Origin of the sequence: Microbacterium sp. MEJ108Y (assembly GCF_000834175.1) — a bacterium.
Classification (GTDB): Bacteria; Actinomycetota; Actinomycetes; order Actinomycetales; family Microbacteriaceae; genus Microbacterium; species Microbacterium forte.
The window spans coordinates 1-15156 of the sequence record NZ_JXQX01000009.1 but is presented as its reverse complement, the minus strand read 5'-3'; the positions used below and the strand labels follow the sequence as shown (position 1 = coordinate 15156).

Sequence of the window (15156 nt, the reverse complement as noted above, 5' to 3'; positions counted from 1 at the left end):
CCCCATCAGGCCATTCCCGCCAGGCCATTCGCCCAGGTCCGAATCCGGTCACGCCTCGGCCGGTGCGGTACCGGGGCGCTTCGGCCAGCGGATCTCGGCGCCGGCGATCTCGTGCGTCGTCAGGTACTTCGCGATGTACGGGCACAGCGGCACGATCGCATCGCCGGAGGCGGCGGCATCCGTCAGCGCCCTCTCGGCGAGGATGCCGGCGAGGCCCTGCCCCTGGAATGCGGGGTCGATCTCGGTGTGGATGAAGCGGATCGCGCCGGGGCGCACATCGAACTCGGCGTAGCCGGCGAGCGTGCCGTCCGAGCGGATCTCGTAGCGGGATTCTGCGTCGTCGCGGGTGACGGTGATGTCGGTCATCGGGATCTCCTTCAGGCGTCTGCGTCCAACCTACGCCCGTGGAGTTGTGGAGGGGCGGGCCGAGGTCGGCGGGGGTCGTTACGCTGGAGGGATGCCGCAGACTCCCCGTGACCCGTACGAGGATCTGCCGTACGCAGACGAGCCCTGGGACGGCGCAGGATGGGAGCCCTCCGAGCCGCCGGAGCCCATGGACTGGGAGCCGCAGGGCGCCGGGTTCGAGCCTCCGCTCGACTGGGGTCCCGGTCCCGTGACGCCCGTGACGACGAAGGTCGGGCGGTCGGCGTCCCGCGCGACGGCATCCGCCGCAACGTCCTCTGCGGCATCCGCTCCCGCGGTGCGGCGTGCCACCCCCAGCCGCTATCCGTCGGCGGCCGAGGCGCTGCACACGGTGTTCGGCTACGACGAGTTCCGCGGCGACCAGGCCGCGATCGTCGATCAGGTCATCGGCGGCGGCGACGCGGTCGTGCTCATGCCGACCGGTGGCGGAAAGAGCGTCACCTATCAGGTTCCCGCTCTCGTGCGCGAGGGCACGGGTCTCGTGATCAGCCCGCTCATCGCCCTCATGCACGATCAGGTCGACGCCCTTCGGGCTAACGGCGTCAACGCCGCGTATCTCAACTCCACGCAGGGGATCGACGAGCGGCGCGAGGTCGAACGGGCGTACGTCGCCGGTGAGCTCGACCTCATCTACGTCGCCCCCGAGCGGCTGTCCTCGCCGCAGACCACGGCGCTGCTGCAACGAGGCACACTCAGCGTGATCGCGATCGACGAGGCGCACTGCGTGTCGCAGTGGGGCCACGACTTCCGCCCCGACTACCTCGCACTCGGCGACCTCGGCGAGCGGTTCCCCGGCGTTCCGCGCATGGCGCTCACGGCGACCGCCACCCGTGCGACGCACAAAGAGCTCACCGAGCGACTGAGGCTCGACACGGCGAAGCACTACGTCGCCAGCTTCGATCGGCCGAACATCCAATACCGCATCGTGCCCAAGGTCGATCCGCGCAAGCAGCTGGTCTCTTTCATCCGCGCGCAGCCGGAGGGCTCGGTGGGCATCGTCTATGCGCTGAGCCGCAAGTCGGTCGAGCAGACGGCGACGTATCTCGCGGCGCAGGGCTTCGACGCCCTGCCGTACCACGCGGGCCTTCCCGCCGAGGTGCGGGCGAAGAACCAGTCGCGGTTCCTGCGCGAAGACGGTGTGGTGATGGTCGCGACGATCGCCTTCGGCATGGGCATCGACAAGCCCGACGTGCGCTTCGTCGCCCACATCGACCTGCCGAAGTCCGTCGAGGGGTACTACCAGGAGACCGGGCGTGCGGGCCGCGACGGCGAACCGTCGATCGCGTGGATGGCCTACGGGCTCGGCGACGTGGTGCAGCAGCGGCGCATGATCGATCAGAGCCCGGGCGACCGCACCTTCAAGATGCGGATGGGACAGCACCTCGACGCGATGCTGGCGCTGTGCGAGACGGTCGAGTGCCGTCGACAGAATCTGCTCGGCTACTTCGGACAGGAGTCCCGGCCCTGCGGCAACTGCGACACCTGCCTCGAGACGCCGGAGACCTTCGACGGGCTCGTCCCCGCGCAGAAGCTGCTCTCGACGATCGTGCGCCTCAAGCGCGAGCGCAACCAGTCGTTCGGCGCCGGTCACCTGATCGACATCCTGCGCGGGGCCTCGACCGAGCGCATCCGCCAGCAGGGCCACGAGAAGCTCGCGACCTACGGCATCGGCGCCGACCTCTCGGATCAGGACTGGCGCAGCGTCATCCGTCAGCTGCTCGCGCGCGGCATCATCGTGGCGCAGGGCGATTACGGCACGCTCGCCCCCGGCGAGCAGTCGGTCGGCGTGTTGAAGGGCGAGACCCCTGTGCCGCTGCGCAAGGACACGATCGGGCGACCGGCGTCCTCACCGCGGGCCCGCAAGGCGAGTGCGGCGGATGCACTCGACGCCGGCGACCGTCCGCTGTTCGAGGCGTTGCGCGCGTGGCGTGCCGAGACCGCACGGGAGCAGGGGGTTCCCGCCTACATCGTCTTCGGCGATGCCACGCTGCGCGCTCTGGCCGAGCACCGGCCGGCCTCGCTCGCCGACCTCGACGGCATCACCGGCATCGGCGCCAAGAAGCGCGACGCCTACGGCGAGGGCGTGCTTGCGGTGATCGCCGCGGCCTGACGCCGTCTGAGGCCTCCGGCAGGACGTCGCACGCGTCAGCGCAGCGGAAGAACGTCGTCGAGATGGGCGCGCAGGTGGGCGGTGATGTCGACCGCGTCCCTGTCGTACAGCCATTGATACTGCAGCCCGTCCCACATCGCGACGAGCCAGACGGCCTCGTGCTCGGGGTCGCGATGCTCCGACAGGTCCCCGTCGACCTGCGCGAGCCGGAAGAGCTCGGCGAAGTAGCCGATGACCTCCTCGAAGCGCTCGGCGAAGTAGTCGTGGGCGGGGTGCGTCGCGGGAACGGCCTCGCACGACAGCACCGCATACACCTCGATCAGGCCCGGCTCGTCGAGTGCGCTGACGCGCGCGCCGGTGGGGAGATCGCGCAGTGCGGCCCCGGCGCGTTCGGGATGCTCGTCCTCGCTGCGCTCCTGAATGGCGCGGTCGCGCTCGGTGAGCACGGCGCTCAGCAGCAGCTCCTTCGAGGGGTAGTGGTGCAGGAGCGTCGACTTCGACACCCCGACAGCCTTGGCGATGTCGCTGAGACTCGTGTCGCCGTATCCTCCCCGCGAGAACAGATGCATCGCGTCCGCGAGGATCTGCGCCCGACGGCGTCGACCGACTGCATAACCGGGCTCGTTGTCGCCAGCGCCCTCGACGAGCGCCGCCGACATGGCGGGCAACGGACCCGCGGCCACGTCTGCGGGTGCGGGCTGGGCAGGGTCGCGCCAACCGACGGGCAGCGCCCACAGCGATTCGCGCTCCTCGAGCATCTGCACGACATCGACGCGGTCGGGAAGGTACTGCGAGATCAGCTGCAGCCCGTCCCAGCCGGCCATGTGACGGGTGGTCTCGTCTGACACATCTCTGCCGGCGTCGATGGTACCGTGCAGCGCCGCGTCCTCGAGCACCTCCGAGCTCAGCTCACGCAGACGGGCGTATCGCTGTCGCATCCGCTCGTGGGCCGGATGCTCGGGGGCCGACGCCTCGCCCGTGAGTGCGGCGAAGAGCTCCAGGTAACCCGGGGTGCGCGCGTTGCGCCGTGCAACGTCGGCGAAGATCAGCTCGCCCGAGTCCGATGCCGCCCCGACCAGATCGAACGCCCTCTCGTTCTCCTCCTCGAATCCGGCGACGACTTCGGCGAGCAGGTCGTCCTTCGAGGCGAAGTGGCCGAGGAGGCCGGGGTGGCTCACGGATGCCGCGGCGGCGATGTCGCGCAGGGACGTCGAGCGGTACCCGTTCGAGATGAACAACTCGCGGGCGGCGTCCACGATCCGCTGGCGCGTGGCCGCGGCGCGCGCCTGACGCGAGCCTGTCGTCGTCGCTGTCGTCATCGCTCCCCCTTCCCCCTCATTCTCTCTCATTACCAGTCGGTAGACATTCACTTACCAAACGGTCGAGATTCGTGTATCGTCTTCCTCACGTCCGGTCGCAGATGACCGACGAACCTTGCCCGAAAGGATCCCCCGTGACAGAGCTGTCATCGGCCGCGACTGCGGCTGCCGTCGGTACCACCGGCTTCAAAGTCCCCGGCACCACGCCGCTGAAGACGCCCCGCGGATATACGCCCGGACTCGCCGCCGTGAACTTCGGCGTCTACCTGGCGCTTCTCACCCCCGTGATGGTGTCGATGGCGTTCAAGATCCAGCGCCTCGACCCCACGAACACCGAGGCGAGCCTCGGCCTCGTGATGGGAGTCGGCGCTGCATTCGCGCTCATCGCGAACCCGCTGGTGGGGCGTCTCTCCGACCGCACGACCTCGAAGTGGGGCATGCGCCGCCCCTGGATCCTCGGCGGAGCGATCGTCGGTCTCGGCGGCTTCGCGATCATCGGCGCCGCGACCTCGGTGCTCGTCGTGCTGCTGGCCTGGTGCCTCGTGCAGGCGTCGATGAACGCGGTGCTCGCTGCAGCCAATGCCACGCTGCCCGACCAGGTGCCGGTCTCGAGCCGCGGCAAGGTCTCGGGCATCATCGGCATCACGACACCCATCGGCATCCTCGCCGGCAGCTTCATCGTGAACTTCCTCCCCGGTGACTTCGAGCGGTTCTTCGTCCCCGGTGCGATCGCGCTGATCCTGGTCGTCGTGTTCGTGCTCACGCTGAAGGATCGTCGACTCACCGAGAAGCCGGCCACACGCTTCACTGTTGGCACGTTCTTCGGCTCGTTCGTTTTCAACCCCCGCAAGCACCCGGACTTCGGCTGGACCTGGCTGACCAAGTTCTTCGTCATGTTCGGCTACGCGGGCATCGCCACCTTCCTTCCCCTGTACCTCGTCAACAAGTTCGAGCTCGACGAGCAGGGGGCGGTCGGCACGATCCTCATCGCGAACCTCGCGTCGATGGCGGCGATGGCCATCTCCGCCCCGCTCGGAGGGTTCCTGTCCGACAGGATCGGCAAGCGGCGACCGTTCGTCGCGATCGCCGGAGTGATCATGGTCGTCGGCCTCGTGATCCTGGCCCTGGCACCCTCGATCCCGGTCGTGATCGTCGCGCAGGCCATCATCGGCCTGGGTGCCGGCTCGTTCCTGTCGGTCGACCTCGCCCTCGCCACCGAGGTGCTGCCGAATCCCGACGATGTCGCCAAGGACCTCGGCGTGCTGAACATCGCGAACGCTCTTCCGCAGTCGATCGCTCCCGCCATCGCGCCGAGCATCATCGCACTCGGGGCGGCGACCCCGCTCGGCGGATACACCACCTGGTACCTGTTCGGGGCGCTCGTCGCGCTCGCCGGCGCCGTTCTCGTCTACCGCATCAAGGGAGTCAAGTGACCATGACGAACACCGATGTCATCACCGCGCGACCATGGCTCGACACGAGTCTGGCGATCGATGAGCGCGTGCAGCTGCTCCTCGATGAGATGACCATCGTGGAGAAGGCCGGGCTGTTCTTCCACACGATGATCGCGATCGGCGACCTCGACGAGGCGAACCCGATCTTCGGCACCCCGAGCGCGCGCGAGTTCGTCGAGGTCAAGAACATGACGCACTTCAATCTGCTGGGTGCCGCGACCACCGGGCGCGAGATCGCGGCGTGGCAGAACGAGCTGCAGCGGCTCGCCGCCTCGACGAGACTCGGCATCCCGGTCACTCTGTCGACCGACCCGCGGCATTCGTTCAGCGAGAACCCCGGGGCATCGATCCTCGCAGGGCCGTTCTCGCAGTGGCCGGAGACACTCGGTCTCGCAGCCACTCGAGACCCTGAGCTGGTGGAGCGTTTCGCTGATATCGCTCGACAGGAATATACGGCCGTCGGTCTGCGTGTGGCGCTCCATCCGCAGGTCGATCTCGCCACCGAACCACGGTGGGCACGGCAGACCGCGACCTTCGGGGAGGACCCTGAACTGACAGGCATTCTCGGAGCGGCATATATCCGTGGATTCCAAGGCGACTCCTTCGGCCCCGGATCCGTGTCGACGATGACGAAGCACTTCCCGGGAGGAGGGCCGCAACTCGACGGGGAGGATCCGCATTTCCCCTACGGCCGTGAGCAGGTCTACCCGGGCGACGAGTTCGAGCTGCACCTCAAGCCCTTCGAAGACGCCCTCGCCGCGGGCACCCGACAGATGATGCCGTACTACGGCATGCCCGTGGGAACCGAATACGAAGAGGTCGGCTTCGGCTTCAACAGATCGGTCATCACGGGCCTGCTGCGCGAGCGCTTCGGGTTCGACGGGGTCGTGTGCACCGACTGGGGACTGATCAACGACGCCGAGATCTTCGGGCAGCCGTTCCCCGCTCGGGCGTGGGGCGTCGAAGACCTGACGCCGCGCGAGCGCATGCTCAAGGTGCTGGATGCCGGCGTCGATCAGTTCGGCGGCGAGGACTGCCCGGAGCTGCTGCTCGAGCTCCTCGCCGACGGCTCTGTCTCGGAGGAAAGACTCGATGTCTCGGCACGACGGATCCTGCGGGAGAAGTTCGAGCTCGGGCTCTTCGAGGATCCGTTCGTCGACGAGGACGCGGCCGATGAGATCGTCGGCCGCGCCGAGTTCCGTGCCGCCGGAGAGGCGGCTCAACGAGCGTCCGTCACCGTGCTGACGAACGACGGCGCGCTGCCGTTCGCCACCGGGCTCAAGCTCTACGTCGAAGGGATCGACGCCGAGGTCGCGGCGGCCTACGGCGAGGTCGTCGCGACGCCGGACGAGGCCGATCTCGCGGTCATCCGCCTGCAGGCCCCGTTCGAGCAGCGCGACACCACCTTCGAGAACTTCTTCCACGCGGGCTCGCTCGAGTTCCCCGACGAGGTGCTCGATCACGTGCGTGCGATCGCGGGTGCCGTGCCGACCGTGGTCGACGTGCTCGCCGATCGTCCGCCGATCCTCCAGCCGATCACGGATGCCGCGGCTGCCGTCACCGTCAACTGGGGCGTCTCCGCGGCCGCGCTGCTCGACGTGCTGAGTGGCGTCGCCAGCGCGCAGGGCAGGCTGCCGTTCGACCTGCCGAGGTCGATGGCGGCGGTCGTCGCCTCGCGTCCGGACGTGCCCTTCGACACCGCAGATCCGCTCTTCCGATTCGGTCACGGGCTCACGCTCTAGCACTCGCCCGCCCCTCTGAGACCGCCCCGCAGGCATCGACCTGCGGGGCGGTCTTCGTCGTTCCGAGGGCTCGCGGCTGCGTGCTGTCGGGATGACCTTTCGTCCGTCGAAACGTGAGGGGCGCGATCAACCTGCCGATCGGTTGCGTTCACTCGAGCGCGGCGAGAAGCAGACGGCGGTCGGCACCGGGTTCAAGCCCGGCGAGTCCGTCACCGGAGTGATGACCTCCGAGCCGATCGCACTGGGGACCAAGGTCGCCGATGCGCAGGGCACGGTCACCTTCACCTGGACCATCCCGTCCGGCACCGACCTCGGAACCCATGCAGTGACCCTGACCGGAGCGACCTCCGGCAGCGTCTCGGCCTCGTTCCAGGTCGTGGCGTCCGGCCTCGCCACCACCGGTGGTGAGATCCAGGGCGGGTGGATCGCGCTGGCGGCGCTGCTGCTGATGCTCGGGCTCGGGATGACGAGGGTCGCGCGTTCTCGACGGCCGCTCGCCCAGACGGAGTAACGCAGTGCAGGAACGCTGAGAGGTCGGGGCCGTCGCTGCGGCGGCCCCGACCTGCAGCGGTGAGAAGGATGTGGATGAGCACGATGACTGAGACCTCACCGGAAGTGCAGGATGCGGCGACTGCCGTGGCCGCCCCGCGACCGCGCCCGACCTGGTGGGTGAAGCTCATCGCATTCGCCGCCTGTCTGCTGACCCTGTGGCATGTGGGTGCGTCGTTCCTCTGGATCGCACCGTATTCGGCACTGCGAGAGATCCCCACTCAGGAGGTACTCGCCGGCTACATGCTGCCCATGTTCGGTCAGTCGTGGAGCGTCTTCGCTCCCGAGCCGATCAACGGCGACTACCACTTCAACGTCCGGGCCGTCATAGAGAAGGACGGCCAGGAGATCGAGACCGGGTGGGTGAGCGCCACCGACGTCGAGCTCTCGATGATCCGCTACAACCTGTTCCCGCCTCGCGCCGGCATCCAGTCGAGTGAGGTCGCGAGCGGTCAGATGAACGCGTTCAACAAGCTGGACGACGATCAGAAGGCCGTCGTGGGACTCGACTTCACCGAGGAGGGCTGGGAGGAGTGGATGGTGCGCTCCTTCGATGAGCTCGAGGGCGAGAAGCCGTCGACCGAGGCGTACATGGCCGAGGAGCACCTGTCGACCGCCTATGCCACTCAGGTGGCCTATGCGATCTGGGGTGCCGATGCAGTCGTCCAGGTCCAGTACCGCGTGAGCCGCCAGAACGTCGTCCCCTATGCCGACCGCAACGATCCGAGCGCGCAGCGCCCCGATCCCACGTTCTCGACCACCGGGTGGCGGCTGCCTATAGAAGAGGAAGGGCAGAGTCGCGAGAACTTCGCCGACACCTTCCGCGCCCAGTTCGAGAGGATCCAGCCGTGAGCGCGCCGATCAGGACCGCGCCCAAGCGAGACGCGAAGAAGAAGAAGGATGCCGGGTCTCAGACCTCCCGCTCGACGGTGACAGCGCCGGCGCCGGCATCCGCCCCTCCGGCGCCTGCTCCGTCGGTCTCGCCTGCTCCTTCTCCCTCTGCGACACCACAGCCGCAGCTGCAGCCGCCCCGTTCCTTCGTGACGCGTCTGCTGAGCTTCGTCTCGTCGATGATCGGCGGGCTGTGGTCGATGGTCCTGTCGGCGATCGACCGGATCTCTGCGTTCGTGGGGGACTGGCTCTTCAACGGCAAGAAGGCCCTCTACGGCCTGGCGGTCACCCGCATCCTCTTCGGCATCACGGCGATCGGCCTGCTCGCATCGAACTTCGGCACACGTCTCTATACGTTCGGCTCGGGGTCGGCGTGGAACGGCGAGCTCGCCGAACCCGTCAGCGAGTTCCCGAAGATCTGAATCTTCAGCGCGTTCCATGCGGCGATGGGAAATGACGTCCTCTATACCGCTCTCTATCTGCTGCTCGGCGTGCTGGACGTGCTGTTCGTGCTGGGCTGGCGCTTCCGGATCGTCCTGCCGGTGTTCTTCTGCCTCTGGGTGGGGTTCATCGAAGCCAACGACATGGTGGGCGACCAGGGCGACAACATGTTCCGCATCGCCCTGCTGCTGTTGTTCTTCGCAGACCCCGCGGCTCGGTGGTCGCTCGACGCCAGACGTCGTGCGAAGAAGGGCGAGTGGTTCGCTCCGGGGAGCCAGCCGGCTCTTCTGGGCACCGTCTTCCACAATCTGGCCCTCGTGGCGCTCACCGCCCAGGTGTGCTTCGTCTACGCCTCCGGCGCGCTGTACAAAGCCGGCGGTGCGCCCTGGGAAGAGGGCTACGCGGTGTACAACCCGCTGCAGACCGCCCGGTTCGGCACGTGGCCGGTTCTGAGTGACCTCGTCACGACGTGGGGGCCGATGGTCGTCGCCGCGACCTGGGGATCGATCATCCTGCAGGTGGCGTTCCCACTGATGCTGCTCACGCGGCCGACGCGTCTCATCGGCCTCGTCGGCATCCTCTCGTTCCACATCGGCATCGGCGTGCTGATGGGATTGCCCTGGTTCTCGCTCACGATGATCGCGATCGACTCGATCTTCATCCGTGATCGGACCTGGGCGCGTCTGAGCTCCGGCACGAGACGGCGGTGGGAGCAGGCGCAGACGGCCCCGCCCCGGCCGTCAGGCGTGGAGGCCTGAGGTCGCGGTCTCGCGCGGACTGTGGTCTGACGACAATCCGTCGGGGCGATGTGCCCGCAGGCAGTTGGAGGATGCGTACACAGCAGTTCGCTCCTGGTTGTGGCACACCTACCATGGGCGTATCACTACTTCCCTCTGAGAGGAACGCTCATGGTCGACGCCGCCGTCCGTCCGAAGACGACTCGCCCCCACACCGACAACGCAGACGCGAACCTGCGGATCGACGTCGCTCGGGTCACCGACCTGCTGATGGGCACGTGGGCCGACACCCGCCGCGAGGCGCGCGAGATGATCAAGGACTCGGCGTTCTGGCGCAAGGACGAACTGGGCAAGGACGAGCACCGCGAGCGCGTGCTCAGCCAGCTGCACCTGCTCGTCGACAACAAGGCCGTGCACCGCGCGTTCCCGAAGTCGCTGGGCGGCGAAGAGAACAACGGCGGGAACATCGCCGGCTTCGAGGAGCTCGTCGTCGCCGATCCGAGCCTGCAGATCAAATCGGGTGTGCAATGGGGGCTGTTCGGCTCAGCGATCCTGCAGCTGGGCACGACCGAGCACCACGAGAAATGGCTGCCGGGAGTCATGGATCTCTCGATCCCCGGCGCCTTCGCGATGACCGAGATCGGGCACGGGTCAGACGTCGCCGCAGTCGGCACGACCGCGACGTACGACCCCGCGACGGAGGAGTTCGTCATCAACACGCCGTTCCGCGGCGCGACGAAGGAGTACCTCGGCAACGCCGCACTGCACGGCGTCGCGGCGACGGTGTTCGCCCAGCTGATCACGAACGGCGTCAACCACGGGGTGCACTGCTTCTACGTGCCGCTGCGCGGCGATGACGGCATCGACCTGCCGGGCATCGGACGAGAGGACGACGGGCTCAAGGGCGGACTGAACGGCATCGACAACGGCCGTCTGAGCTTCGACCACGTGCGCGTTCCCCGCACCAACCTGCTCAACAAGTACGGCGACGTCGCGGTCGACGGCACGTACTCGAGCGCGATCGACAGCCCCGGCCGTCGCTTCTTCACGATGCTCGGCACGCTCGTGCAGGGTCGGGTCTCGCTCGACGGCGCGGCCTGCTGGGCATCCGCTCTGGGGCTCAAGATCGCGATCACATATGCCACGCAGCGCCGTCAGTTCGACGGGGCAGACGGGCAGGAGGTCGTGCTCCTCGACTACGGCAAGCACCAGCGACGCCTCTTCCCGCGGCTTGCGACGACGTATGCGCAGATCTTCGCGCACGACGAGTTCCTGCAGAAGTTCGACGGGGTGTTCTCGGGTCGCACCGACACCCCCGACGACCGCGAGGATCTCGAGACCCTGGCCGCGGCACTCAAGCCGCTGTCGACCTGGCACGCCCTCGACACACTGCAGGAGGCGCGCGAGGCCTGCGGCGGCGCCGGCTTCATGTTCGAGAACCGCCTCGTGGGTCTTCGGGCCGACCTCGACATCTACGTCACGTTCGAAGGCGACAACAACGTGCTGCTTCAGCTCGTCGGCAAGCGGCTGCTGACCGACTACGCCAAGCAGTTCACCGGCAAGGATGCTGCGGCTCTGGCCAAGTTCGCCGTCGGGATGACCGCGGGCAAGCTCTTCCACGGTGCCGGCCTGCGTCAGTTCGGCCAGTCGGTCGTCGACCTCGGGCAGGTCTCGCGTTCCGTCGAGAACGGCCTGCGCGAAGAGCAGCAGCACCTGCTGCTCGCCGAGCGCGTGCAGCAGATGGTCGCCGACATCGCCGGTCGTCTGCGCCCTGCGGGCAAGGACAAGGTGCTCGGCGCGAAGCTGTTCAACGAGAACCAGGCCGAGCTGATCGAGGCGGCCCGCGCACACGGCGAGCTGCTGCAGTGGGAGGCGTTCACCGATGCCGTCCACCGAGTCGATGACGCTGACACGAAGAAGGTTCTCACCTGGCTGCGCGACCTCTTCGGCCTGCAGCTCATCGAGAAGCACCTCGCCTGGCACCTCATCAACGGACGTCTCTCGACGCAGCGCGCCGCTGCGGTCTCGCGGTACATCGACCGTCTGTGCGCCCGGCTTCGCCCATATGCCCTCGACCTGGTCGATGCGTTCGCATACGAGCCCGAGCACGTCCGAGCGCCCATCGCGTCCGGTGCAGAGCGAGAGCGTCAGGACGAGGCCCGCGAGTACTACGCGGCGCTCGCAGCATCCGGCGATGCACCTGTGCTGGAGAAGACGCTGAAGAAGAACGCCAAGCGCTGACGCGGCTTTCGCAGAGCACGGAACCGGCCGGAATCGTGGGATTCCGGCCGGTTCCTTCTGTCTGAGCCGCCGTCGTGCGGCGGCTCCGTGAGTTACGGGCCGGGCTGCGGCGGGTACGGCGCAGCGGGCGGCTGCTGACCGGGGACCGGCGGGTACGGATGCTGCATCGGTGCTGGTGGGTACTGCGCCTGTGGATATTGCGCGTGTGGGTATTGCGCGTGCACCGTGGTGTCGGGTGTCGTCGCTCCGGGCGCTCCGGCCGATCGCGCGTGAGCGACGACGCGCAGCAGCACCGCTGTGAAGGTCAGATAGATGAGTCCGGCCGCGGCTCCTCCGCCGTAGAGAAGAAGGCTCGGTGCGACGGTGTTCATGCCTCGCGGCAGCTCGAAGAGCGCAGGCATCACGGCATCGCGGGCCACGACGAGCAGGATGCTGCCGACGAGGAGCACGAGGGCGGGAACGACGAGTGCGAATCGCGACCAGCGGGTCACGGTGATACCGGCGATGACGAGCAGAGCCCCGGCGACGACTGCGAAGCCTGGCCCGGGGCGCACGTCGAACTCGAACCGCTGCAGGGCGAACAGCGTACCCTCGGCGATTCCCCAGGTGATCGACCAGGCGCCCGCAGCGAGCAGCAGTGGGGCGACGATCAGGCCGACCACGCCGAGCGCGGCACCCTTCGGTCGAGGATCCCGGCGGACGAGGGCGAGCACCAGGCCCATCGCCCCGAGCGCGGCGAGCACCACGAGAGGGAGGCCGTATACGAAGCCGTCGACCCACTCCCTGGGTGCGATGCCGTAGAGCCATGACAGGGTCACGGGAAAGACGGCGACGATCAGCGGCACGATGCTGAGGATGCCGATGGCGATCAGGCCGGCTGAACTCCACACGCCGGTGAGCACGACGAGGATGAGCAGCGCGAGACCGAGGATCTGCAGCAGCACAGGTCCGGTCAGCGACGCGAGGTCGCCGTCGCTGGCGTACGCGAAGAACGTGAGGATCATGGTCTGTCCGCCGACAGACAGCAGGATCAGGGCGATGGGAGTGAGCACGAGAGCGATCACGCTGGTGATCAGTCGGGTGGTCAAGGTCGAGCGGTGCATGGGACTTCCCCTCCGGAGTCGTAGCCCCAACGTATCGATCACACAGGGGTGGCGCACAGGGGTGGCGCACAGGGCGCCGCGAGTAGTGTCGATCTGGCCCACCCGACCCGACCCGAGGAGTCCGAGATGACCCGTGTCAACGCCTACGCCGCACCCAGCGAAGCCGCACCGCTCGAGAAGACCGTCATCGAGCGCCGCGAACTCGGCCCGAACGACATCCTGATCGACATCGCATTCGCCGGAATCTGCCACTCCGACATCCACACCGTGCGCGGTGACTGGGGTCCGCAGAGCTACCCGCTCGCACCGGGCCACGAGATCGCCGGCACCGTCGCCGCCATCGGGGCCGACGTCACGAAGCACTCCGTGGGAGACCGCGTCGGGGTCGGATGTCTCGTGAACTCGTGCGGAGAGTGCCGCAACTGCCAGCGCGGTGACGAGCAGTTCTGCTCCAACGGCGCTGTCTTCACCTACGGCAGCGTCGATCGCGACGGGACCATCACGCAGGGCGGATACTCCGAGCAGGTCGTCGTGACCGAGTCGTTCGCCGTGCGCATCCCCGACGCCCTCGAGCTCGACGTCGCCGCACCCCTTCTCTGCGCGGGGATCACCACGTACTCCCCGCTGCGGCACTGGAACGTCGGCCCTGGCACGCGGGTGGCGGTCGTCGGGCTCGGCGGACTCGGCCACATGGGCGTGCAGATCGCCCACGCGCTCGGCGCCGAGGTGACCGTGCTCTCGCAGACCCTCAGCAAGAAGGACGACGGGCTTCGCCTCGGGGCAGACCACTACTACGCGACGAGCGATCCCGACACGTTCCGCTCGCTGCGCGGATCGTTCGACGTCATCCTCAACACCGTCAGTGCCGTCGTCGACCTCCGTGCCTACCTCGGTCTGCTGGATGTGGGTGGGTCGATGGTCTGCGTCGGAGCCCCCGCAGAACCGCTCTCGGTCAACGTCTCGTCATTGATCGGCGGACGGCGCTCGCTCGCCGGATCGAACATCGGCGGCATCGCTGAGACCCAGGAGATGCTCGACTTCTGCGCCGAGCACGGCATCGCCTCCGAGATCGAGGTCATCTCGGCCGCGCAGATCAACGAGGCTTACGAGCGCGTGCTCGCCTCTGATGTGCGCTACCGCTTCGTGATCGACGCCGCGACCTTCGCGGACTGACGGTCGGAGAGAAGCCCCGGGGTGTCACACCCCGGGGCTTCTCGCTGTCTCCGGGTGTTTTTCCGGGGCGTTCTCCCCGGGGTTTTCTTCTCTGCGGGTCTCCATCCCGCGGGTGCGTTCTCCGAGGGTGTTGTTCCCGGGTTCTCTTATACCGCGTTCTCGTTCTCGTTCTCTGTTCTCGTTCTCAGTTCTCGTCTCTGTTCTCGTTCTCTGTTCTCGTTCTCTGTTCTCGTTCTCTGTTCTCGTCTCTGTTCTCCTTCTCTGTTGTCCTTCTCTGTTGTCCTTCTCTGTTCTTCTTCTTCTTCTTCTTCCTCTTCTTCTCCGTCTTCTCTCTTCTCCGTCTTCTCTTCTCTCTCCTCCGTCTTCTCTTTTCCTTCTGTCGTCTCTGCTCCTCTGCTCTCCTCTCCACGTCGTCAGGGCGCTCTCACCCTCTTGAGGTCCGTCCTCGCCGGGTGTTCGCTTCCTGCCCGGCGCTCTCCTCGTCGTCGGAGTGCCCTCTTCCTCCGGGTGCTCTCCCTTCGAGTCGTCTCTCCGTCTCCATTTCCATGTGTCTCTCCGTCGCCGTTCTTTCTCGCTCTCGCGCCGCTCCCGTGGCTGTGGTGTGCGCGGCGTAGGTGCGCTGTATCGGGAGATCGGAATATGGCGTTGATCTGGGGTAAAAGCGGGCAGTTGCGGGTCTCGAATGTCGGTGGTCCCCGGTTGACTGGGGGGTATGAACAGCACTGCGGAGCTTCTGGATCGGGTCGTCGCCGACCTCGATGCGGTGCTGTCCGATGACGGGCTGGCGGGGTTGTCGGATGCGGACCGGGTCGCGGTGTTGCAGGGTGCGGGGGCGGCGTTCCGGCGTGCCGAGGCGGTGATCGTGGAGACGATCGCGACGGGGGATCCGGGCGACTTTCCGCATTCGGCGGGCTGCCGGGGGCTGAATGAGCTGTTGCAGCGGACGGTGGGTGTGGATGTGCGGGGTGCGACC

14 protein-coding genes are annotated in these 15156 nt (G+C 67.5%); 10 read left to right on the top strand and 4 right to left on the bottom strand.

The annotated features are described in order from the left end of the window. Positions 1–48 precede the first annotated feature (48 nt). Complete coding sequence (locus RU09_RS04430) at positions 49–366, bottom strand: GNAT family N-acetyltransferase (protein ID WP_042537933.1); 318 nt, start codon at positions 364–366, stop codon at positions 49–51. A gap of 91 nt (positions 367–457) precedes the next feature. Between RU09_RS04430 and recQ the strand changes: the two genes are divergently transcribed. Beyond that, a complete protein-coding gene (gene recQ / locus RU09_RS04425; protein WP_042537932.1) occupies positions 458–2533 on the top strand; it encodes a DNA helicase RecQ in 2076 nt (691 codons plus the stop codon). Between the two features lie 35 nt (positions 2534–2568). Here the strand turns inward: recQ and RU09_RS04420 are convergent, their stop codons facing one another. Further along, positions 2569–3852, bottom strand: coding sequence for a TetR/AcrR family transcriptional regulator (locus RU09_RS04420; RefSeq protein WP_042537931.1), 1284 nt, complete (start codon positions 3850–3852; stop codon positions 2569–2571). A gap of 134 nt (positions 3853–3986) precedes the next feature. On the opposite strand from RU09_RS04420, the gene RU09_RS04415 reads away from it, so the two are divergent. The 7 genes from RU09_RS04415 to RU09_RS04390 all read left to right on the top strand — a co-directional run bounded on the left by RU09_RS04415 (position 3987) and on the right by RU09_RS04390 (position 11907). After that, the gene (locus tag RU09_RS04415) at positions 3987–5285 is read left to right on the top strand and encodes an MFS transporter (RefSeq protein ID WP_042537930.1); all 1299 of its coding nucleotides are present in this window, start codon (positions 3987–3989) and stop codon (positions 5283–5285) included. Between the two features lie 2 nt (positions 5286–5287). Next, entirely contained in the window at positions 5288–7048 is a 1761-nt protein-coding gene (locus RU09_RS04410) for a glycoside hydrolase family 3 protein (protein ID WP_197065955.1), read from the top strand. A 142-nt stretch (positions 7049–7190) separates the two neighbouring features. Beyond that, positions 7191–7559, top strand: a complete 369-nt coding sequence (locus RU09_RS04405) for a hypothetical protein (protein ID WP_042537928.1) — start codon at positions 7191–7193, stop codon at positions 7557–7559. Between the two features lie 74 nt (positions 7560–7633). Further along, positions 7634–8449 (top strand): DUF5819 family protein, encoded by an 816-nt coding sequence (locus RU09_RS04400; RefSeq protein ID WP_042537925.1) that lies wholly within the window; start codon positions 7634–7636, stop codon positions 8447–8449. After that, positions 8446–8910, top strand: coding sequence for a hypothetical protein (locus RU09_RS19065; RefSeq protein ID WP_376708811.1), 465 nt, complete (start codon positions 8446–8448; stop codon positions 8908–8910). Before RU09_RS04400 ends, RU09_RS19065 begins: the two co-directional genes overlap by 4 nt. 24 nt (positions 8911–8934) lie before the next feature. Then, complete coding sequence (locus tag RU09_RS19060) at positions 8935–9687, top strand: HTTM domain-containing protein (protein ID WP_442922278.1); 753 nt, start codon at positions 8935–8937, stop codon at positions 9685–9687. 150 nt (positions 9688–9837) lie between these two features. After that, a complete protein-coding gene (locus RU09_RS04390) occupies positions 9838–11907 on the top strand; it encodes an acyl-CoA dehydrogenase family protein (protein ID WP_042537923.1) in 2070 nt (689 codons plus the stop codon). Between the two features lie 92 nt (positions 11908–11999). Here the strand turns inward: RU09_RS04390 and RU09_RS04385 are convergent, their stop codons facing one another. After that, positions 12000–13010, bottom strand: a complete 1011-nt coding sequence (locus RU09_RS04385; protein ID WP_042537920.1) for a DUF3824 domain-containing protein — start codon at positions 13008–13010, stop codon at positions 12000–12002. A gap of 126 nt (positions 13011–13136) precedes the next feature. Here RU09_RS04385 and RU09_RS04380 point away from each other — a divergent pair, with 126 nt between their 5' ends. Then, on the top strand, positions 13137–14183 hold the full coding sequence (locus tag RU09_RS04380; RefSeq protein ID WP_042537918.1) for an NAD(P)-dependent alcohol dehydrogenase: 1047 nt from the start codon (positions 13137–13139) through the stop codon (positions 14181–14183). A 184-nt stretch (positions 14184–14367) separates the two neighbouring features. On the opposite strand, the gene RU09_RS18445 is transcribed toward RU09_RS04380, so the two are convergent. Continuing rightward, positions 14368–14592, bottom strand: coding sequence for a hypothetical protein (locus RU09_RS18445; protein WP_156145868.1), 225 nt, complete (start codon positions 14590–14592; stop codon positions 14368–14370). A gap of 303 nt (positions 14593–14895) precedes the next feature. On the opposite strand from RU09_RS18445, the gene RU09_RS04375 reads away from it, so the two are divergent. After that, positions 14896–15156 (top strand): hypothetical protein (locus RU09_RS04375; protein WP_042537916.1); only part of this gene is annotated, 261 nt, incomplete at its 3' end.